The organism is Pseudomonas sp. O39 (assembly GCF_045447295.1).
GTDB lineage: Bacteria > Pseudomonadota > Gammaproteobacteria > Pseudomonadales > Pseudomonadaceae > Aquipseudomonas > Aquipseudomonas antarctica_A.
In genome coordinates this window covers 73,558-94,395 of record NZ_JBJGXV010000026.1, presented here as the reverse complement: position 1 = coordinate 94,395, position 20,838 = coordinate 73,558, and the positions used below count along the sequence as shown (strand labels likewise).

The following is a 20,838-nucleotide window of genomic DNA, read 5'->3' as shown; positions in this document are numbered from 1 at the left end:
GTGGGAGCTATGTAGGGCTTAGTGCTGCAGGATTTTCTCAAGGAAGTGCTGCGCACGTTCGGAGCGGGCGCTGATGTCGCCGAAGAATTCCTCTTTCGGGCAGTCTTCGATGATCTTGCCGGCGTCCATGAAGATCACGCGGTCGGCCACTTTGCGGGCGAAGCCCATTTCGTGGGTCACGCACATCATGGTCATGCCTTCGTGAGCCAGTTGCACCATCACGTCGAGCACTTCGTTGACCATTTCCGGGTCGAGGGCGGAGGTCGGTTCGTCAAACAGCATGACGATCGGGTCCATGGCCAGTGCGCGGGCAATCGCAACGCGCTGTTGCTGGCCGCCGGACAGTTGGCCCGGGTGCTTGTGGGCGTGTGCCGACAGGCCGACGCGCTCAAGCAGTTGCAGGCCTTTCTTGGTGGCTTCTTCCTTGCTGCGGCCGAGCACCTTGATCTGCGCGATGGTCAGGTTTTCGGTGATGGTCAGGTGCGGGAACAGTTCGAAGTGCTGGAACACCATGCCGACGCGTGAGCGCAGTTTCGGCAGGTTGGTCTTCGGGTCGGCGATAGAGGTGCCGTCGACCACGATGTCGCCTTTCTGGAACGGTTCCAGTGCGTTGACGCACTTGATCAGGGTGGATTTGCCCGAGCCCGATGGCCCGCACACCACGATCACTTCGCCTTTTTTAACCTCGGTGCTGCAATCGGTCAGCACCTGGAAGTCGCCATACCACTTGTTGATGTTCTTGATAGAGATCATACGGCAAACCTTTTTTGCAGACGCTTGACCAGCAGCGAGGCGGAAAAGCTGATGATGAAGTAGACGACACCGGCGAAGATCAGGAACTCGTTGGAGCGGCCGATGATGTCGCCGTTGGAGCGGGCGGAGTTGAGGAAGTCCACCAGGCCCACGGTGTAAACCAGCGAGGTGTCCTGGAACAGAATGATCGACTGTTGCAGCAGCAGCGGCGTCATCTTGCGGAACGCCTGGGGCAGGATGATCAGACGCATGGTCTGGCCGTAGGTCATGCCCATCGCCTGGGCTGCGCCCATCTGGCCCTTGGGAATCGACTGTACGCCGGCCCGTACGATTTCACAGAAGTACGCGGCTTCGAACATCATGAAGGCCACGACGCAGGAGGTGAACGCACCGATCGGGGTGTCTTCGCCGGTGATCCAGCGCAGCACGAACGGCACTGCCAGGTAGAACCAGGTAATGACCAACAGCAGCGGGATCGAGCGGAAGTAGTTCACATAGGCGCCGGCCAGACGCGACGCCAGTTTGTTGGACGACAGGCGCATCAGCGCGAGGACCGTGCCCAATGCGATGCCGCCGACTACGCCCATGACCATCAACTGCAAGGTCATGATCATGCCGTTCCACAGGCCAGGGATAGCGGGGATGATGCCGCTGAAATCAAAGTCCATTATTTACCCCCCACGGAGATCAGGCCGGGCACGGCGACTTTCTTCTCAACCAGGCGCATCAGCAACATCAGGCTCATGTTCAAGGTGAAGTAGATCAGCGTGGCCAGGGTGAAGGCCTCAAACAGGTTGGCCGAGAACTCGGCGGTCTGTTTGGTTTGCGCCAGCAATTCCATCAGGCCGATCAAGGACGCCACGGAGGAGTTCTTGAACACGTTGAGGAATTCCGAGGTAAGCGGCGGAATGATGATGCGGTAGGCCTGTGGCAGCAGCACGTTCCAGTAGATCTGCGGCAGCTTGAAGCCCATGGCACGCGCGGCGGCTTCCTGGCCACGTGGCAGCGCCTGGATGCCGGTACGCACCTGTTCGCACACACGGGCGGCGGTGAACAGGCCCAGGCACACGACAACGCTCAGGTAAGCCGAGGTGGTCGGGTTGAGGTCTTGTTTGTACCAGTCCTGCAGGTTTTGCGGCAGCATATCGGGTATCAGGAAGTACCAGATAAACAGCTGAACCAGCAGCGGCACGTTACGAAACAGTTCCACGTAGCAGGTCGCGATGCCCGATACGATGCGGTTTGGCACAGTGCGCATGACCCCCAGAACGGAGCCCAGCAACAAGGCGATAATCCACGCCACGACGGCGATGGCAATGGTCCAGCCCAAACCGGAGATGTACCAGTCGAGATAGGTCTCGCTGCCCACGCCGGTGGACTTGAAGAACACGCCCCAGTCCCAGTTGTAATTCATTAGGGTCTCCCCTCGAAATCGATCGATGTACAAGCACCCGCTTGGGGAAGATCCTTTCCCGCCCGACGTTGAACGTCAGGCACACGCGATCGGCTCGAAAACCGCCAGGTCGAGTGTTCCAAATTAAAGCCAGCAGGTAGTAACAGACGCCTGAGGGAGGGTTGGCTCCCTCAGGAGATAAGGTTAGTCAGAAATCAGATTTTTACGTCAGGCGCTGGTTTGTCGCTTGGGTTAGCGATCAGCTCCTTAACCTTCTCACTCATCGGGAAGTTCAGGTTCAGGCCTTTAGGTGGGATCGGGCTTTCGAACCACTTGCTGTAGATCTTGTTGATTTCGCCGGATTTGTACAGGGCGACAATCGCGTCATCCACGGCTTTCTTGAAGGCCGGGTCGTCTTTACGAACCATGCAAGCGTAGGCTTCAAAGGACTGTGGCGTACCGGTGATGACCCAGTCGTCCGGCTTCTTGGCCTTGGCTTCTTCACCGGCCAGCAGGGCGTCGTCCATCATGAAGGCTACGGCGCGGCCGCTTTCCAGCATCTGGAAGGATTCGCCGTGGTCTTTGGCGGAGATGACGTTCATGCCCATCTGCTTGTCGGCGTTCATCGCTTTGATGATGCGCTCGGACGTGGTGCCCGCGGTGGTCACGACGTTTTTGCCTTTGAGGTCGGCAAAGTCAGCGTAGGACGGCTTGCCGTCCTTGTCTTTCTTGACCAGCAGACGGGTGCCGATTTCGAAGATGTTGACGGTGAAGTCGACCTGCTGGGCGCGTTCGGCGTTGTTGGTGGTAGAGCCGCACTCAACGTCCGCAGTGCCGTTCTGGATCAACGGGATACGGGTTTGCGAGGTCACCAGGTTGTACTTGGTTTTCAGATCGGGTTTGTTCAGGTCTTTTTTCAGTTGTTCGACGATAGCCAACTGAATGTCGTGGGAGTAGCCCACTGGTTTGCCCGAGCCATCTGCGATGTAGGAGAACGGAATGGAGCTGTCGCGGTGAGCGAGAGTGATGGTGCCGGAGTCGTTGATTTTCTTCAGTGTGCCGGTGAGTTCGGCGGCGAAAACTGGAGTGCTGATCAGAGCAGCAGCGATAGCTGCGCCCAGGATATGGGGAACGATGCGCATCAATACTTCCTCGACATTTGTTTTTTTTATGAAGCCGGCTAAACGGCTCTCTTGTACAGCGAATGCCCGTAACGGCTCCTGAAGCGTCTCAGGCAATCGTCAGGGAGTGTAGAGCATGAGTCGTGCCATACCTGAAACAAAAGGTTATCTGATTGATTTATAAGGAGATTAACTTTGTGTTACTAGTAATTCGTAACTATAAGGTCCGGCAAACCGAATGGTGCGGGGTGTGCTGTTCGGAAAACCGAATGCCATTGCGGGCATAAAAAAGCCCCTGGGCCATACGGCGCAGGGGCTTTTTAACGACTTGCTGATCAGGCCGCTTCAATCTTCGTGCGGTTCTGCTCAACCTTCGACAGGTAACGCTGTACGTTTTCCTGTTCTTGCGCGGTGGTGAACAGGCCAAGCTTGGTACGGCGCCACAGGACGTCCTGAGGTTGAGTTGCCCATTCTTCAGCACACAGGTAATCGACTTCGCGGGTGTACAGGCCGCCACCAAGGTGGTCGCCCAGGTCAGCCAAGGATTGCACGCCTTCCAGCAGGCGCCAGGTGCGGCTGCCATAGGTGGTGGCCCAGCGGCGCGCGATCTCGTTTGGCACCCAGTCGAACTTGGCGCGGATGGCCTCGGCCAGGGCTTCTGGCGTGGTCATGTTTTCGCCGCCAGGCAGGCTGGCGGTGGCCGTCCAGCTTGGGCGCATCTGCGTGAAGTAAGGCGCCAGTTGTGCCATCGCCGACTCGGCGAGTTTGCGGTAGGTGGTGAGCTTGCCGCCGAACACCGACAAAATCGGTGCTTCGCCCGTGCCGCCAGACAGCGACAGCGTGTAGTCGCGGGTGATGGCCGACGGGTTATCCGACTCGTCGTTGCACAGTGGGCGCACGCCGGAGTAGGTGTGGACGATGTCGTCGCGGCTGAGCTGCTTCTTGAAGTGGGCATTCACCACGTTGAGCATGTAGTCGGTTTCACCTTCAGTGATCGCTACTTTCGCCGGGTCACCGGTGTATTCACGGTCGGTGGTGCCGATGATGGTCAGGTGGTTCAGGTACGGAATGGTGAAGACGATGCGCTGGTCTTCGTTCTGCAGGATGTGCGCGTGGGCGCCTTCGTACAGCTTCGGCACGATCAGGTGGCTGCCCTGGATCAGGCGGATGCCGTAAGGCGAATCCAGCTTCAGGTCTTCCTTGATGAATTTGGCAACCCATGGGCCGGCGGCGTTCACCAGCGCGCGAGCGCGGATCGAGAACAGGCTGCCATCGGCGCGTTCCATGTTCATTTCCCACATGCCGTTGCTGCGGTGTGCGCTGACGCAACGAGTCTGGGTGTGGATATGCGCGCCTTTTTCGCGGGCGGCCATGGCATTGAGGACTACCAAGCGGGCGTCGTCGACCCAGCAGTCGGAGTATTCGAAGCCTTTGGTGATCTCGCTTTTCAGCGGGCTGTCGGGGCCGAACTTGAGGCTTTTGGAACCGGCGAGTTTTTCGCGCTTGCCCAAGTGGTCATACAGGAACAGGCCGGCACGGATCATCCACGCTGGACGCAAGTGCGGGCGGTGCGGCAGCACGAAGCGCATCTGCTTGACGATGTGTGGCGCTTTGGCCAGCAGCACTTCACGTTCTGCCAGGGCTTCGCGCACCAGGCGGAATTCGTAATGTTCGAGATAACGCAGGCCGCCGTGGATCAGCTTGCTGCTGGCGGAAGAGGTGTGGCTCGCCAAGTCGTCCTTTTCGCAAAGGAATACCGACAAACCGCGACCGGCTGCGTCTGCTGCAATGCCGACGCCATTGATCCCGCCACCGATTACGGCAACGTCATAGACTTCGGCAAGCGGTGGAGCAGGCAAGGTGGAAGGGTTCATCGGCTGGCCTCGCGATTTATTCGTCTTGGAATTCGAACATTAATGTTCATTTCCGAAAATGGTAGCTGATAAACGCGCGCACAGCCACCCTACTTCGATTGAAAAAACTCATCGAAGAGGCGAGAAAAGAAAATTTGTGAACATGAAAGGCGTGGCGTGCCCGTTCCATCGCCATCGCGGGCAAGCCTGGCTCCCACATTTGGAATGCAATCAATTGTGGGAGCCTGGGTTGCCCGCGATGGCGGCGGTACAGGCGCCAGCGATATTGAAGGGTTAGACCACTTCCAGCCGAACCTTATGCTGGTTCAACAACTGCACCAGCGCCGGCACCGGCTGCTGATCCGTCACCAAACAGTCGACCAAACTGATCGGGCCCAAGCGAATCATGGCATTGCGCCCGAATTTACTGGAGTCCGCCGCCAGGATCACCTGGCGCGCATTGGCAATAATCGCCTGTGAAACCCGCACTTCCTGATAATCAAAGTCGAGCAGGCTGCCGTCTTCATCAATGCCGCTGATACCTACCAAGGCAAAGTCGACCTTGAACTGGTTGATGAAGTCGACACTCGCCTGACCGACCACACCGCCATCACGGCGCACATTACCGCCGGTCAACAGCACATCGAAATCGTCCTTGGCACTGAGCATGGTGGCGACGTTGAGGTTGTTGGTGATGATTTTCAGGTGGTTGTGATTGAGCAGCGCGCGCGCGATCGATTCGGTCGTGGTGCCGATATTGATGAACAGCGAGGCGTGGTCCGGGATTTGCGCCGCAATGGCTTCGCCGATGCGTTGTTTCTCATCGCGCATCTGGTCGGCACGCATGGCGTACGCGGTGTTCTCGACACTGGAGTCATAGGCCGCGCCGCCGTGGTAGCGGCGCAGCAGATTGGCGTCCGCCAGCTGGTTGATATCGCGGCGGATGGTTTGCGGGGTGACAACGAATAGCTGCGCCATCTCCTCGATACTGACGTAACCGCGTTCGCGGACCAGTTCGAGGATTTGTTGTTGGCGGGGAGGCAGATTCATGGGGCGTCCTTTGGGCTGCCATACAAAAGTGGCCCATGATGACGCAGCAAGCGGCTCCCCGCCAGTTACAACCCTATATGGGTCCGGCGGTTGGCTTATTCAGCGCCTTCGTGCGGTTCCCAGTCGCGGGTGCGGCTGACCGCTTTTTGCCAGCCGGCGTAGAGTTTTTCTTTGGCGGCTTCATCGAGCGTCGGCTCGAATTCGCGTTCGATCACGGCCTTGCCGCGCAACTCGTCCAGGCTGCCCCAGAAGCCACAGGCCAGGCCTGCCAGGTAAGCGGCGCCGAGTGCAGTGGTTTCGCGCATTTGCGGGCGCTCAACCTGGGTACCCAGGATATCGGCCTGGAACTGCATCAGGAAGTTGTTGGCCACCGCGCCGCCATCCACGCGCAGGGCTTTGAGGCGTTCGCCCGAGTCCTGTTGCATGGCGTCCAACACGTCACGGGTCTGGTAGGCAATCGACTCCAGGGCGGCGCGAATGATGTGATCCACGCGTACGCCACGGGTCAGGCCAAACAGTGCGCCACGGGCATACGGGTCCCAGTACGGAGCGCCCAGACCGGTAAAGGCCGGCACCAGGTACACACCGTTGCTGTCCTTGACCTTGCCAGCAAAGTATTCGGTGTCGGTGGCATCCGCGATGATCTTCAGCTCGTCACGCAGCCATTGCACGGTGGAGCCACCATTGAACACGGCGCCTTCGAGGGCGTAAGCCACTTCGCCGCGTGGGCCGCAGGCGATGGTGGTGAGCATGCCGTGTTTCGATTTGACCGCTTTGTCACCGGTGTTCATCAGCAGGAAGCAGCCGGTGCCATAGGTGTTCTTGGCCTGGCCGGCTTCCACGCACATCTGGCCGAACAGTGCGGCCTGTTGGTCGCCCGCGATGCCGCCGATAGCGATGCCGCTTTTGGTGCGGCCGTAAATTTCCGAAGACGACTTAACTTCCGGCAGCATTTCGCGCGGTACGTCGAGAATCTCCAGCATCTTCGCATCCCACTCCAGGGTGTGGATGTTGAAGAGCATGGTGCGCGAGGCGTTGGTGTAGTCGGTGACGTGGGTTTTGCCGCCGGTAAATTTCCAGATCAGCCAGCTGTCGATGGTGCCGAACAGCAGTTCGCCGTTGCGCGCACGCTCGCGGCTGCCTTCGACGTTGTCGAGGATCCACTTGAGCTTGGTGCCGGAGAAGTACGGGTCGGTAACCAGGCCGGTGGTGTCGCTGATGTATTGCTCGTGGCCATCGCGCTTGAGCTGCTGGCAGATCTCGGTACTGCGGCGGCACTGCCAGACAATTGCGTTGTAGATCGGGCGACCGGTGATCTTGTCCCACACCACGGTGGTTTCACGCTGGTTGGTGATACCGATGGCAGCGACCTGGTCATGGTGCAGGCCGGCTTGTGCCAGGGCCTCGACCATCACTGCGCTTTGGGTGGCGAAGATTTCCATCGGGTCATGTTCGACCCAGCCGGCTTGCGGGTAATGCTGAGCGAATTCACGCTGGGCGGTGCAGACCACGTTTGCATCACGATCAAAGATGATCGCCCGCGAACTGGTGGTGCCCTGATCAAGGGCAATGATGTAGTTCTTATTCTGAATGTCGGTCATGTCGATTGCCTTGGACGGAAATAAGGAAGTGAGTAATCAGCCTGGGCCGCAAAAGGGCAGTGGGACCAGGCTGGCGGTATCAGGAAATACGCGTCTTGCCGTTGACTGCCGTGTCAGTTGTTGCTTCAGCTATAGCAGGTGCGGCGCTTGGCAGATGACGGGCAATCAGCCCGCGATAGGCCGCAGCACCGAGGCATGCGCCGACAATCGGCGCGAAAATCGGTACCAGGAAGTAGGGAATATCGCGACCGCCAGTAAAGGCTATTTCACCCCAGCCGGCGAAAAAGGTCATCAGCTTGGGCCCGAAATCCCGTGCCGGGTTCATCGCAAAGCCGGTCAACGGGCCCATGGCGCTGCCAATCACGGCGATCAGCAGGCCGATCAGCAGCGGGGCCAGCGGGCCACGTGGCAGGCCATTGTTATCGTCGGTAAGGGCCATGATCACGCCCATCAGGATCGCGGTGATGACCATTTCAACCAGGAAGGCCTGGGCCGTGCTCAGCAGTGCATGCGGGTAGGTGGAGAACACCGACGCCAATTCCAGGCTGGCCTGGGAGCCGCGAACCATATGATGGGTTTGTTCGTAATCGAAAAATAGATTGCTGTAGAGCGTGTAGACCAGCGCGGCGGAACAGAAGGCGCCGGCGATCTGGGCAAGGATGTAGAAGGGCAATTTGCGCTTTTCGAAATCGGCAAAAATGCACAGGGCGATACTGACCGCCGGATTGAGGTGAGCCCCGGAAATACCGGCACTCAGGTAGATCGCCATGCTCACGCCGACCCCCCAGATGATACTGATTTCCCACAACCCAAAGCTGGCACCCGCGACCTTGAGCGCAGCGACACATCCTGTACCGAAGAAGATCAGAAGCGCAGTCCCCAGGAATTCGGCCATGCATTGGCTCGAAAGTGAAGGCTGTTGAAGTGCAGTTGTCATGGCAAACCTCGATTGTTGTTCTTGTTGGGCGCACAACCTCAACGGGCCGTTGCGCAATTTTCACCGTAACCGGGATCCCCATCCTGACTACGGCTTACTACTGGAACGCTGTGGGACTATTCCTACAGTATTCGGAAACGAAAAAATATAGACAAGAATGACCGCTGTCAAAGGTCGAAAGTGAACCATTGGTCATTTTTGAACTATTGGTCTGGTGAATGATCATGCTTGTCCACTCCAGCACTCATTTCAGGAGGCGCGCACTAGAGCGTTTTGCATGGGCTTGGCCTAGAATTGAGCGTCTTTTTGCCGCGCCCGGAGTAGCCATGACCCCCGCACTCGACTTGTTGAAAAAAGTTCGCGCCGAACATCATATTCACAGTTATGAACATGACCCCAAGGCCGCGTCTTATGGCTTGGAGGCCGCGGAAAAGTTGGGGCTCGATCCGGCGCAGGTGTTCAAGACCTTGCTGGCCAGCAGTGAGAAAGGTGAATTGTTGGTGGCGGTGGTGCCGGTCGTCGGAAGTCTGGATTTAAAAGCGCTGGCCCATGCGGCCGGGGTAAAAAAAGTCGAGATGGCCGACCCGGCGGCGGCGCAACGTTCCACCGGCTACCTGTTGGGCGGCATCAGCCCGTTGGGGCAGAAAAAGCGTTTGCGTACGTTTATCGATGTGACGGCGCAGCCGTTCGCGACGATTTTTGTGAGTGCAGGGAGGCGGGGCTTGGAAGTTGAACTGCCGGCGGCGGTGTTGGCTGAGCATACCCAGGCCAAATTTGCGCCGATTGGCCGGGCCTGAAACTGGCACTTTGACTGCGAAGCGATCCAATGTGGGAGCGGGCTTGCTCGCGAATGCGGTGGTTCAGTAATGAATTCGTTAACTGACACTGCGCATTCGCGAGCAAGCCCGCTCCCACATTTTGAGTCGGTTTCGTCAGCTATCAGTTGGCGGGGCTGTAGCGGCGAACGCCGGATTCGGCTTGAGGAATCTGCGCAGCGACGCTGCCTGACGCCTGGAACAACACCAGGTGTTCAGCGGCCACTCGAATCCCTACCTGCGCACCGACTTGATGGTCAGCATGGCTGGGGAAAATCGACTCCAACTGAGCGCCCGTGGGCAGTTGCAGGCGGTACAAGGTCGAGGCGCCGAGGAAGGTCTTGCCGACGATCCGCGCTTTCAACGCACTGTCCGGTGCGTAGACAATGTCATCCGGGCGCAGCAACACATCCACCGCGCCACCCGTTGGCCAGGTGTAGGCGCGATTACCGCGCAGGTCACCCAGTTCGGTGCTGACCGATTCCGGTGAGCTCAATTGACCCCGGATGAAATAGCCTTGGCCGATAAAGCTCGCGACGTAAGGTGTCTGTGGTTCGTGATAGAGGTTGTAGGGCGTGTCCCACTGCTCAAGACGGCCCTCCTTGAAAACCCCCACATGGTCGCTCACGGCGAAGGCTTCTTCCTGATCATGGGTGACCAGAATCGCGCTGGTGCCGCGTGCCTTGAGAATGTCGCGCACCTCATGGCTGAGCTTGCGCCGCAGCTCGCCATCAAGGTTGGAGAACGGCTCATCCAACAGCAACAGTTGCGGCTCCGGCGCCAGGGCGCGGGCGAGGGCGACGCGTTGCTGCTGGCCGCCGGAAAGCTCGTGAGGGAAACGCTTGCCGAGGTTTTTCAGGTTGACCAGTTCCAGCAGCTCGGCGACCACGCGGTCTTTTTGCGGGTGTTTGCGAATACCGAAGACGATGTTGTCGGCCACGCTCAAGTGCGGAAACAGCGCGTAGTCCTGGAACACCATGCCGATCCGGCGTTTCTCCGGTGCCAAGGTGAATCCCGCGCTGGAAATCACTTCGCCGGCCAGGCTGATTTCACCTTCGTGCACGGGCTCAAACCCTGCAATCGCGCGCAAGGTCGTGGTTTTACCGCAGCCCGAAGAGCCGAGCAGGCAGCCGATGTCGCCGGCGTTGAGGTGCAGGTTGAGGTTCTGCACCACCCGTTGATCTTGATAGCCGCACGCCAGATTACGCAGGTTAAGCAGTAATGGCTGGCTCATGCGTGGTGGTACGACGGCGGGACGAGGAATTCAAGCAGTGCCTTTTGTGCGTGCAGACGGTTTTCCGCCTGGTCCCAGGCCACCGAACGCTCATCGTCGAGCAGGTCGAGGCTGATTTCTTCGCCACGGTGAGCGGGCAGGCAGTGCATGAACAGCACGTTCGGCGCGGCCAGGTCGAGCAGCGCGCGGGTTACCTGGAACGGCGCAAACAGCGCCAGGCGCTTGGCGGTCTCTTCTTCCTGGCCCATGGAGGTCCAGACGTCGGTGCTCACCAGGTGTGCGCCGATCACCGCGTCACGCGGGTCGCGCACCACGGTGACCCGATCACCGGCCTGTTCCAGGAATCGCGCGTCAGGCTCGTAGCCTTCCGGGCACGCGACGCGCAGTTGGAAGTCGAACTGGATCGCCGCTTCTATATAACTGTTGCACATGTTGTTGCCGTCACCGATCCAGGCCACGGTCTTACCCTGGATCGAACCACGGTGCTCCAGGAAGGTTTGCATGTCGGCCAGCAACTGGCAGGGGTGCAGGTCATCGGACAGGCCGTTGATCACCGGTACCCGGGAGTTGGCGGAAAATTCGGTCACGGTGCTGTGGGCAAAGGTACGGATCATCACCGCATCGAGCATGCGCGACATGACCCGGGCGCTGTCGGCGATCGGCTCGCCACGGCCCAGTTGGGTGTCGCGCGAGGACAGGAAGATGGCTTGGCCACCCAGCTGGATCATGCCGGCTTCGAACGACACGCGGGTGCGGGTCGACGACTTCTCGAAAATCATCCCGAGCACACGGTTTTTCAAAGGCTCGAACAGTACGCCGCGGTTACGCAGGTCTTTAAGCTCAATGCCTCGACGGATCACGCTGAACAGCTCTTCGGGCGTGCAATCCATCAGGGAGAGAAAGTGCCTTGCGCTCATCATTAACTACCTTTTTGCAACAGACCGCAGATACTCAAAGCCTTGTTTATTGTTACAACGGGCGAGACCTGCGGCGAAAGCCGCACGGGGCGACGAAATAGGGGAAGGCGCGATCTTATAATTAAATGTCGCGTCTTACCAATAGGGCTACGGTTTTTAAGGGTGTTCAAGAAGGGCGCGAGAGCGCTTTTGAAGACTGATTCCTGACAGCAGCAGCTCATTTGTACACTGGCGCCGAGACCTTTTGCAATGTGTGAGGGCGGGCCCAGAGCGGGTTGTGTCGGTTTCAGCAACGGTGTGTAAGGTTCTGAAACATTTGCACATGCTTGGCCATGTCCTGGCCTGATGCTTGCCGATTCACAGGACGAACGTTGCTGGTGCCCACGCAGGTGACGGCCCATAGTTGGGCCAAAGCCCAATAAAAGAGACTGGCCATGACCAAGACTCTCCACCACCGTGCCTGCCATCTGTGTGAAGCCATCTGCGGCCTGACCCTGGAAACGACCCAGGCCGAGGACGGCACCCTGGCGATTACGTCGATCAAAGGCGACCCGCTGGATACGTTCAGCCGCGGGCACATCTGCCCCAAGGCCGTGGCGCTGCAGGACATCCAGAACGACCCGGACCGCCTGCACCAACCGATGTTGCGCGTGGGCAGCGAATGGCAGCCGATCCCCTGGGATGACGCGTTTGCGTTGGTGGCCGAACGATTGGCAGGCATCCAGGCCAGGCATGGGCAGAATGCGGTGGCGGTGTATCAGGGCAACCCCAGCGTGCACAACTATGGGTTGATGACCCACAGCAACTACTTCCTCGGTCAGCTCAAGACACGCAACCGGTTTTCCGCGACCTCAGTGGACCAGTTACCCCATCACCTCACCAGCCACCTGATGTACGGCCATGGCCTGTTGCTGCCGATCCCGGATATCGACCACACCGACTTCATGCTGATCCTGGGGGGTAACCCGCTGGCGTCCAACGGCAGCATCATGACCGTGCCCGATGTGGAGAAGCGCCTCAAGGCCATCCAGGCGCGGGGCGGCAAGGTGGTGGTGGTTGACCCTCGGCGCAGTGAAACAGCGGCGATTGCCGATCAGCATGTGTTCGTGCGGCCAGGTGGCGACGCGGCGCTGTTGTTCGGGTTGCTCAACACCTTGTTTAGCGAAAACCTGACCCGTGACAGCCATTTGCCGGTTGAAGGTCTCGACGACGTGCGCAACGCGATTGCCGGGTTTACCGCCGACGCCATGAGCCGCCAGTGTGCGGTGCCAGCCGAGCAGATCCGCCAGTTGGCACGGGACTTCGCGGCGGCGGACAAGGCGGTGTGTTATGGGCGCATGGGGGTTTCGACCCAGGCATTTGGCACGCTGTGCCATTGGCTGGTGCAGTTGATCAATCTGGTGACCGGCAACCTTGACCGCGTCGGTGGCGCCTTGTGCACCACGCCAGCGGTGGATTTGGTCGCCTCGACTGGCGGTGGGCATTTCAATCGCTGGCAGAGCCGGGTGTCCGGGCGCCCCGAATACGGTGGGGAGTTGCCGGTGTCAGCGTTGGCTGAAGAAATGCTCACCGAAGGCGACGGACAAATCCGCGCCCTGGTGACGGTCGCTGGCAACCCGGTGCTGTCGACGCCGAATGGCCGCCAACTTGAACAAGCCTTGGATGGGCTGGAGTTCATGCTCAGCATCGACCTCTATATCAACGAGACAACCCGTTACGCCGACCTGATTTTGCCGTCCACCTCGGCGTTGGAAAACGATCACTACGACACCACGTTCAATATGTTCGCTGTGCGCAACGTCACCCGTTTCAATCGCGCAATTCTGCCCAAGCCTGCGGGCGCGTTGCACGATTGGGAAATCTTTGTTGGCTTGGCCAAGGCCTTCGCGGCGCAGACCGGCGTCGCGCTCAAACCGACCATGGCACCTGCGCAGATGATCGACTTCGGGCTGCGCGCGGGAACGTACGGTGATGCATCCAGTCACCAGCTGTCGGTGGCGATGCTGGCGGATCATCCCCATGGCATGGACTTGGGGCCGCTCACGCCCAACCTCGCCGCACGCTTGAAAACCGCCAATGGCCAGGTGCAGGCGGCACCGGCAGTCATTCTCGCTGACCTGGCGCGTTTCACGGCGCAACCTGAGCCGGTGGCAAATGAGCTTCTGCTGATCGGCCGTCGCCATGTGCGCAGCAATAATTCGTGGATGCATAACTATCACCGACTGGTGAAGGGCAAGCCGCGCCATCAACTGCACATGCACCCGGATGACTTGGCCAGTCGGCAATTGAGCGATGGTCAGCGCGTGCGTGTCAGCTCGCGCATTGGCATGATCGAAGTGGAAGTGCTGGCCAGCCTGGACATGATGCCCGGCGTGGTCAGCCTGCCCCATGGTTGGGGTCACGGTCGCCCGGGCGTGCAGATGACCATCGCCAGTGGGCAGCCGGGGGCGAGTGCGAATGACTTGACTGACGAGCGGCAGTTGGACGAATTGTCTGGAAACGCCGCGCTGAACGGTGTGCCGGTGCAGGTGGCAGCCGCATAAGGCCCGAGCACCGCGCTGGAATTTTGCGTTACAATGCGCCACCGTGCCGACCTGTGAGTCGCGAAGTTCCTGCAGAGGTGTTCCATGGATATCATCGAAACGATCAAAGAGCAGATTGCCAACAACACCATTCTGCTTTACATGAAGGGCGCCCCGAACGCTCCTCAGTGCGGTTTCTCCGCGAAGGCGTCCCAGGCCATCATGGCGTGTGGCGAGAAATTCGCTTACGTGGATATCCTGCAAAACCCGGAAATCCGCGCCAACCTGCCGAAGTACGCCAACTGGCCTACCTTCCCACAACTGTGGGTAGCCGGTGAGCTGGTCGGCGGCAGCGACATCATCGTTGAGATGGCGGCTGACGGTTCGCTGCAAGCGCTGGTCAAAGATGCCGCGGAAAAAGCAGCAGCCAAGACAGAAGCGTGATGCTTTTGTAAAAAGCACTGCAATAAAAAGCCCCGCTTCTCGTAAGAGAGCGGGGCTTTTTTGTACCTGCGCGCCGTGGGTTATTCACCCATCTGCGATTGCAGGTAGTTTTCCAGGCTGACTTTGACGATCAGGCCCTCTTGGGTTTCCAGCCAGTCGATATGTTCTTCCTGGTCTTCAAGAATATCTTCCAGCAGTTCACGGCTGCCGAAGTCGGCCTTGATTTCGCAATGAGCGATGGCGGCCTTGAGGTCGCTGTGGCTCTTCTGTTCGAACTTCAGGTCGCTGATGATCATTTCCTGAGTGTGTTCGCCGATGTTCAGCTTGCCCAGGTCCTGCACGTTCGGCAGGCCTTCCAGGAACAGGATGCGCTTGATCAGCGCGTCCGCGTCCTTCATTGCCTTGATGGACTCTTTGTATTCACGTTTGCCCAGCTTTTCCAGGCCCCAATCGTCATACATGCGCGCATGCAGAAAGTACTGATTGATCGCGACCAGTTCATTGGCAAGGATTTTGTTGAGTTGCTGGATGACTGAGATGTCGCCTTTCATGACTGGGGTCCTGCCCTGTAATAGCTGTGTATAAGCCGGAGTTTGAGCGGCGAACCCCTTAGTGTCAAACCTAAGTTATTGAATAATAAATGAAAATTAATCTGAATAAGAATGTTTGTGTTCCGCGTCTTGGCGCTAACTAATTGAATTTCAGGCATAAAAAAACCGGACACCAGGTCCGGTTCTTTAAAACACGCTGATTTAAGCGTGTGTAAATTCTGCTGAATAGGGGAGCGCGGCCTGGGCTGTTTGCAATTGCGTCAGGGTCTCCCGTACCACTTGCTTGGCGAGGCAAGCGCATTTGCCACACTGGCTGGCAACGCCGGTGGTTTCACGTACTTCCTTGTAGCTGCAGCAACCTTCGTAGATTGCTTCGCGGATTTGTCCGTCGGTGACGCCAGTGCAGAGGCAGACATACATAAGGGAGAACCATCGCGGGTTTAAGGCTTAAGTGCGATGGATCTTAATGTTAACGAGAATGATTGTCAAAGTAGATTCGCAGGTCTTTCCGGCCTCAGCGCCGTCGCGCTGACGAACGGTTTTTTCAGTGTATGATGGTCGGTCTTTACGAAGCGTGACTGCGTCACAGGGCTGTCGCTTATAAACGGCAGACTTGGAGGCGGTCCTTTTACTTCAATCGTCACCCTTGCATCAGGAGATATCCAATGAGCGTACTCGTCGGCAAACAAGCCCCGGATTTCGACGTACCTGCCGTCCTCGGCAATGGCGAAATCGTTGACAGCTTCAAACTGTCTGAAGCCATCAAAGGCAAATACGGCCTGGTGTTCTTCTACCCGCTGGACTTCACCTTCGTCTGCCCTTCGGAGCTGATTGCTCTGGACCACCGCATGGACGATTTCAAGGCGCGCAACGTTGAAGTGGTAGCCGTTTCCATCGACTCCCATTTCACCCACAACGCCTGGCGCAACACTGCCATCAATGATGGCGGCATCGGCAAAGTCAAATACACCATGGCTGCCGACATGAAGCACGACATCGCCAAGGCTTACGACGTTGAGTCCGAAGGCGGCGTGGCGTTCCGTGGCGCGTTCCTGATCGACGACAAGGGCGTTGTGCGCTCGCAGATCATCAACGACCTGCCGCTGGGCCGTAACATGGAAGAGCTGATCCGTCTGGTCGACGCGCTGCAATTCCACGAAGAGCACGGCGAAGTGTGCCCTGCCAACTGGAAAAAAGGCGACAAAGGCATGAACGCTTCGCCAGAAGGCGTTGCGGCTTACCTGACCGAGAACGCTGGCAAGCTGTAAGCCACGTTCGACGCAAAAAAAACCGGCCTGAGAAGGCCGGTTTTTTTATGCGCCGGAAACGACCTCAGTCGTTGAAGTCTTCCCAGCCGCCCATCTGCTTCCAGCGATTGACGATGCCGCAGAACAGCTCGGCGGTCTTCTCGGTGTCGTAGCGCGCCGAGTGGGCCTCACGGCCGTCAAAGTCGATACCGGCGGCCTGGCAGGCCTTGGCCAGCACGGTCTGGCCATAAGCCAGGCCAGCGAGGGTGGCGGTGTCGAAGCTGGAGAACGGGTGAAACGGGTTGCGCTTCATGTCCAGTCGCGCCACGGCGGCGTTCAGGAAGCCCAGGTCAAAACTGCTGTTGTGGCCGACCAGGATCGCGCGTTTGCAGCCATTGGCCTTCAACGCTTTGCGCACGCCACGGAAGATATCGGTCAGCGCCGCTTCTTCACTCACCGCCATGCGCAGCGGGTGGTCGAGCTTGATCCCGGTGAACTCCAGGGCTGCCGCTTCGATATTCGCGCCTTCGAAGGGCTCGACACGGAAGAAGTGCGTGTGTTCCGGGAACACAAAACCCTGTTCGTCCATGCCGATGGTGGTGGCGGCGATTTCCAGCAGGGCGTCGGTGGCGCAATTGAAGCCACCGGTTTCTACGTCGATGACAACCGGCAGATAACCGCGAAACCGCTCGGCCATCGGGTGACGGGAACCGCCACCACTGTGCTCGTGTTCGTCATCGTAATGGTCTTCACTCACTTGCTTTCCTCCAGCAGGCGCCAGCGCAGTGTTTCACCGGCGCGCAGCGGGATAACAGTCAGCTCGCCAAACGGCAGGCTGGCAGGGGCGGTCCAGTCTTCACGAACCAGGGTAATACGGTCGGTGTTCGCCGGCAGGCCATAGAAGCGCGGGCCGTTGAGGCTGGCGAAACCTTCGAGCTTGTCCAGGGCATTGCGCTGTTCAAACGCTTCGGCGTACAGCTCGATCGCAGCAAACGCGGTGTAGCAACCGGCACAGCCACACGCGGCTTCTTTGGCGTGCTGGGCGTGGGGTGCGGAGTCGGTGCCGAGGAAGAACTTCGGGTTGCCGCTGGTGGCGGCATCGAGCAACGCCACCTGGTGGGTGTTGCGCTTGAGGATCGGCAGGCAATAGAAGTGCGGCCGAATCCCGCCCACCAGCATGTGGTTGCGGTTGTAGAGCAGGTGATGCGCGGTGATGGTCGCACCGACATTGGCCGAAGCTTCGGTGACGAACTGCACGGCATCCGCAGTGGTGATGTGTTCGAACACCACCTTGAGGGTCGGGAACAGCTCGACCACACGGCGCATATGTTCGTCGATAAAGATCTTTTCGCGATCAAATACGTCCACATCGCCACGGGTGACTTCACCGTGGATCAGCAGCGGCATGCCGACTTCAGCCATGGCTTCGATCGCCGGCAGAATCTTGTCGATACTGGTCACGCCGGAATCAGAGTTGGTGGTCGCGCCCGCCGGGTACAGCTTGGCGGCGTGCACGAAGCCACTGGCCTTGGCCTGGCGAATTTCTTCAGGCTGGGTGCGGTCGGTCAGGTAGAGCACCATCAACGGTTCGAAGCGGCTGCCGGCCGGTCGTGCAGCGAGAATACGCTGGCGATAGGCGTCGGCTTCTGCGGCATTACGCATCGGAGGTACCAGGTTAGGCATGATGATGGCGCGACCAAACGTGCGCGCTACATCAGCCACGGTTTGGGGTAACGCAGCACCATCGCGAAGATGAATATGCCAGTCGTCGGGACGCAGCAGGGTCAGGCGGTCGGACATTGGGGATTCCAGGCGGGTCAATCTGGTGGGAATGCTACCGGAAAAGACTCTTGCAGGCACTCGCTATCAAGTTTTGCGGGACGCTACCGATATCCCAAGGTATGCCTTAACGACGTATGACGCTTTGAAGTGTTGTAGAAACCAGTGGAGCCTCCCGTGCGCCAGCATTATCTAGCCCTGCTCAGTGTGTTCGCCAGCCTGCCTGCGATGGCCCTCACGTTTCAGACACGTCTGGAGAATATTGAGTGGAAGGTGGAAGGCGACCAGTTCGAGTGCCGCTTGACCCAGCCGATCACCGATTTCGGTTCGGGTGAGTTCGTGCGCCGGGCCGGCGAGCAGGCGACATTTCGTCTGAAAGCCTACAGTGGCGCACTCGGCGCGGGCTCGGCGACCTTGTTGGCCGCCGCTGCCCCGTGGCAGCCGGGCCGCGGTGATATCAACCTCGGCGCTGTGCGTGCCGGCAGTGGCGACGTGTTGTTCAATAGCTCTCAGGCTCAGGCCGGGCGATTGTTCATGGGCTTGCTGGAAGGGCGCAGCCCGACTGTGCGGCATTACGGGCGCGAAGGTGGCTACTCGGAAATTCGTCTGCTGCCAGTGAAATTCAACAAGGCCTACAACGACTATCAACTGTGTACCACCAAGCTGTTGCCGATGAATTACGATCAGGTCAAACAGACCGAAGTCGGCTTCCCCGGTGGTGGCATTGAGCTGGATGCGACGGCCAAGAAGACGCTGGCGGTGATTGTCGCGTTCATGAAAGCCGATCCGACGGTCAACCATATCGAGTTGAATGGCCATTCGGACAACAGCGGCAACCGCCTGACCAACCGCGACGTCTCACGCCGTCGTGCGCTGGCGGTCATGGACTACTTCAAGGCCAACGGCATCCAGGAATCGCAGGTCACTCTGCGTTTCCACGGTGAAAGCTATCCCCTGGCACCCAATACCAATGCCGCCAACCGGGCGCGTAACCGTCGCGTGAATATTCAGCTCGAACGGGTGGCAGCCCCCGAGAAACCGGCGCCTCAGGCGACTGGCCCGAGCAACCCTGCACACACGTCATAAAATGCGCTCATAAGGTGCGACCATCGGTCGCCCGCTCGACATAATCTGTCGCTTTATCTTCATTTGCTGTCGCGCCTCTGTAAATTCACGGTTTTGGTCGGTAGAATCGACGGCTTTCCGTACAACCCCGTGGAGTGATGGCATGGCCGACGTAAACAAGGTCGTTCTCGCGTATTCCGGCGGCCTGGACACTTCGGTGATCCTCAAGTGGCTGCAGGATACTTATAACTGTGAAGTGGTGACCTTCACCGCTGACCTGGGTCAGGGCGAAGAGGTCGAACCTGCACGTGCCAAGGCGCAAGCCATGGGCGTGAAGGAGATCTACATTGACGACCTGCGCGAAGAATTCGTCCGCGATTTCGTCTTCCCGATGTTTCGCGCCAACACCGTCTACGAAGGCGAGTACCTGCTGGGTACTTCCATCGCACGTCCGCTGATCGCCAAACGCTTGATCGAAATCGCCAACGAAACAGGCGCCGACGCCATTTCCCATGGCGCTACCGGCAAAGGCAACGACCAGGTGCGTTTCGAACTGGGTGCCTACGCGCTCAAGCCTGGCGTGAAAGTGATTGCCCCTTGGCGTGAGTGGGACCTGCTGTCCCGTGAAAAGCTGATGGATTACGCTGAAAAGCACGCCATCCCGATCGAGCGTCACGGCAAGAAGAAGTCCCCGTACTCGATGGACGCCAACTTGCTGCACATCTCCTATGAAGGCGGCGTGCTGGAAGACACCTGGACCGAGCACGAAGAAGACATGTGGAAATGGACCGTCTCCCCGGAGAACGCTCCTGACAAGGCCCAATACCTGGAACTGACCTACCGCAACGGCGACATCGTCGCGCTGGACGGCGTCGAAATGACCCCGGCCACCGTGCTGGCGACCCTGAACCGTATCGGTGGTGAACACGGTATCGGCCGTCTCGACATCGTAGAGAACCGCTATGTGGGCATGAAGTCCCGTGGCTGCTACGAAACCCCGGGCGGCACCATCATGCTGCGTGCTCACCGCGCCATCGAGTCCATCACCCTGGACCGCGAAGTGGCTCACCTCAAAGACGAGTTGATGCCCAAGTACGCCAGCCTGATCTACACCGGCTACTGGTGGAGCCCAGAGCGTCTGATGCTGCAGCAGATGATCGACGCCTCCCAGGCTCACGTGAACGGCGTGGTGCGCTTGAAGCTGTACAAAGGCAACGTGATCGTTACCGGTCGCAAGTCTGATGAGTCGCTGTTCGACGCCAATATCGCCACCTTCGAAGAAGACGGCGGTGCTTATAACCAGGCGGACGCGGCAGGCTTCATCAAGTTGAATGCGCTGCGCATGCGCATTGCTGCCAACAAGGGTCGCAAGCTGTTCTGAGTGTTCCCCTCGTTGTGAAAAATGGCCCCTTGTTCAAGGGGCCATTTTTTTTGCCTGGCTATAAAGACGCGCGCTTTAAATAGGGCGTGATGTTTATCGTTTGGCGAGGTTGTTTAAGTTTTGTTGAATATCGAAGTTGAGAGTGGCGCCACCCTTGGTGGCGTGTTTATTTCTG

20 protein-coding genes are annotated in these 20,838 nt (G+C 58.7%); 6 read left to right on the top strand and 14 right to left on the bottom strand.

The features are described from left to right. Positions 1 to 18: 18 nt before the first annotated feature. From ACI77D_RS25355 to ACI77D_RS25320, 8 genes are all read right to left on the bottom strand, one after another. A complete protein-coding gene (locus tag ACI77D_RS25355) occupies positions 19 to 753 on the bottom strand; it encodes an amino acid ABC transporter ATP-binding protein (RefSeq protein WP_007916729.1) in 735 nt (244 codons plus the stop codon). Next, complete coding sequence (locus tag ACI77D_RS25350; protein WP_064450921.1) at positions 750 to 1,421, bottom strand: amino acid ABC transporter permease; 672 nt, start codon at positions 1,419 to 1,421, stop codon at positions 750 to 752. The genes ACI77D_RS25355 and ACI77D_RS25350 overlap by 4 nt, the downstream gene beginning before the upstream one ends. Then, positions 1,421 to 2,167, bottom strand: coding sequence for an amino acid ABC transporter permease (locus tag ACI77D_RS25345; protein WP_064450922.1), 747 nt, complete (start codon positions 2,165 to 2,167; stop codon positions 1,421 to 1,423). Before ACI77D_RS25345 ends, ACI77D_RS25350 begins: the two co-directional genes overlap by 1 nt. Positions 2,168 to 2,361: 194 nt before the next feature. Next, positions 2,362 to 3,288, bottom strand: a complete 927-nt coding sequence (locus ACI77D_RS25340) for a glutamate/aspartate ABC transporter substrate-binding protein (protein WP_053254639.1) — start codon at positions 3,286 to 3,288, stop codon at positions 2,362 to 2,364. 314 nt (positions 3,289 to 3,602) lie between these two features. Further along, the gene (gene glpD, locus ACI77D_RS25335) at positions 3,603 to 5,141 is read right to left on the bottom strand and encodes a glycerol-3-phosphate dehydrogenase (RefSeq protein WP_064450923.1); all 1,539 of its coding nucleotides are present in this window, start codon (positions 5,139 to 5,141) and stop codon (positions 3,603 to 3,605) included. 273 nt (positions 5,142 to 5,414) lie between these two features. Next, entirely contained in the window at positions 5,415 to 6,170 is a 756-nt protein-coding gene (locus tag ACI77D_RS25330) for a DeoR/GlpR family transcriptional regulator (protein ID WP_010212755.1), read from the bottom strand. A 95-nt stretch (positions 6,171 to 6,265) separates the two neighbouring features. Then, a complete protein-coding gene (gene glpK / locus ACI77D_RS25325; protein ID WP_064450924.1) occupies positions 6,266 to 7,771 on the bottom strand; it encodes a glycerol kinase GlpK in 1,506 nt (501 codons plus the stop codon). Positions 7,772 to 7,850: 79 nt separating this feature from the next. Then, on the bottom strand, positions 7,851 to 8,708 hold the full coding sequence (locus ACI77D_RS25320; RefSeq protein ID WP_064450925.1) for an MIP/aquaporin family protein: 858 nt from the start codon (positions 8,706 to 8,708) through the stop codon (positions 7,851 to 7,853). A gap of 326 nt (positions 8,709 to 9,034) precedes the next feature. Here ACI77D_RS25320 and ybaK point away from each other — a divergent pair, with 326 nt between their 5' ends. After that, complete coding sequence (ybaK, locus tag ACI77D_RS25315; RefSeq protein WP_221296049.1) at positions 9,035 to 9,505, top strand: Cys-tRNA(Pro) deacylase; 471 nt, start codon at positions 9,035 to 9,037, stop codon at positions 9,503 to 9,505. 142 nt (positions 9,506 to 9,647) lie between these two features. Here the strand turns inward: ybaK and ACI77D_RS25310 are convergent, their stop codons facing one another. Both ACI77D_RS25310 and argF read right to left on the bottom strand, forming a co-directional pair. Next, on the bottom strand, positions 9,648 to 10,757 hold the full coding sequence (locus tag ACI77D_RS25310) for an ABC transporter ATP-binding protein (RefSeq protein WP_064450927.1): 1,110 nt from the start codon (positions 10,755 to 10,757) through the stop codon (positions 9,648 to 9,650). Then, entirely contained in the window at positions 10,754 to 11,674 is a 921-nt protein-coding gene (argF, locus tag ACI77D_RS25305) for an ornithine carbamoyltransferase (protein WP_407017703.1), read from the bottom strand. The genes ACI77D_RS25310 and argF overlap by 4 nt, the downstream gene beginning before the upstream one ends. 434 nt (positions 11,675 to 12,108) lie before the next feature. Here argF and ACI77D_RS25300 point away from each other — a divergent pair, with 434 nt between their 5' ends. Both ACI77D_RS25300 and grxD read left to right on the top strand, forming a co-directional pair. Further along, positions 12,109 to 14,217, top strand: coding sequence for a molybdopterin oxidoreductase family protein (locus tag ACI77D_RS25300; protein ID WP_407017702.1), 2,109 nt, complete (start codon positions 12,109 to 12,111; stop codon positions 14,215 to 14,217). 84 nt (positions 14,218 to 14,301) lie between these two features. Beyond that, complete coding sequence (gene grxD, locus ACI77D_RS25295; protein WP_064450930.1) at positions 14,302 to 14,640, top strand: Grx4 family monothiol glutaredoxin; 339 nt, start codon at positions 14,302 to 14,304, stop codon at positions 14,638 to 14,640. An 80-nt stretch (positions 14,641 to 14,720) separates the two neighbouring features. Here the strand turns inward: grxD and bfr are convergent, their stop codons facing one another. Together bfr and ACI77D_RS25285 are read right to left on the bottom strand one after the other, a co-directional pair. Then, entirely contained in the window at positions 14,721 to 15,191 is a 471-nt protein-coding gene (gene bfr / locus ACI77D_RS25290; protein ID WP_064450931.1) for a bacterioferritin, read from the bottom strand. Between the two features lie 201 nt (positions 15,192 to 15,392). Beyond that, positions 15,393 to 15,611: a bacterioferritin-associated ferredoxin gene (locus ACI77D_RS25285; RefSeq protein WP_010564137.1), complete on the bottom strand. Its 219-nt coding sequence runs from the start codon at positions 15,609 to 15,611 to the stop codon at positions 15,393 to 15,395. Between the two features lie 245 nt (positions 15,612 to 15,856). Between ACI77D_RS25285 and ACI77D_RS25280 the strand changes: the two genes are divergently transcribed. Continuing rightward, positions 15,857 to 16,459 (top strand): peroxiredoxin, encoded by a 603-nt coding sequence (locus tag ACI77D_RS25280; protein ID WP_003172097.1) that lies wholly within the window; start codon positions 15,857 to 15,859, stop codon positions 16,457 to 16,459. Between the two features lie 64 nt (positions 16,460 to 16,523). On the opposite strand, the gene rnt is transcribed toward ACI77D_RS25280, so the two are convergent. Then, on the bottom strand, positions 16,524 to 17,195 hold the full coding sequence (gene rnt / locus ACI77D_RS25275; RefSeq protein ID WP_010564138.1) for a ribonuclease T: 672 nt from the start codon (positions 17,193 to 17,195) through the stop codon (positions 16,524 to 16,526). Then, the gene (gene pyrC / locus ACI77D_RS25270) at positions 17,192 to 18,238 is read right to left on the bottom strand and encodes a dihydroorotase (protein WP_407017701.1); all 1,047 of its coding nucleotides are present in this window, start codon (positions 18,236 to 18,238) and stop codon (positions 17,192 to 17,194) included. Before pyrC ends, rnt begins: the two co-directional genes overlap by 4 nt. 156 nt (positions 18,239 to 18,394) lie before the next feature. On the opposite strand from pyrC, the gene ACI77D_RS25265 reads away from it, so the two are divergent. Beyond that, on the top strand, positions 18,395 to 19,303 hold the full coding sequence (locus ACI77D_RS25265; RefSeq protein WP_407017700.1) for a flagellar protein MotY: 909 nt from the start codon (positions 18,395 to 18,397) through the stop codon (positions 19,301 to 19,303). A 142-nt stretch (positions 19,304 to 19,445) separates the two neighbouring features. After that, a complete protein-coding gene (locus tag ACI77D_RS25260; RefSeq protein ID WP_048720141.1) occupies positions 19,446 to 20,663 on the top strand; it encodes an argininosuccinate synthase in 1,218 nt (405 codons plus the stop codon). Positions 20,664 to 20,838 lie beyond the last annotated feature (175 nt).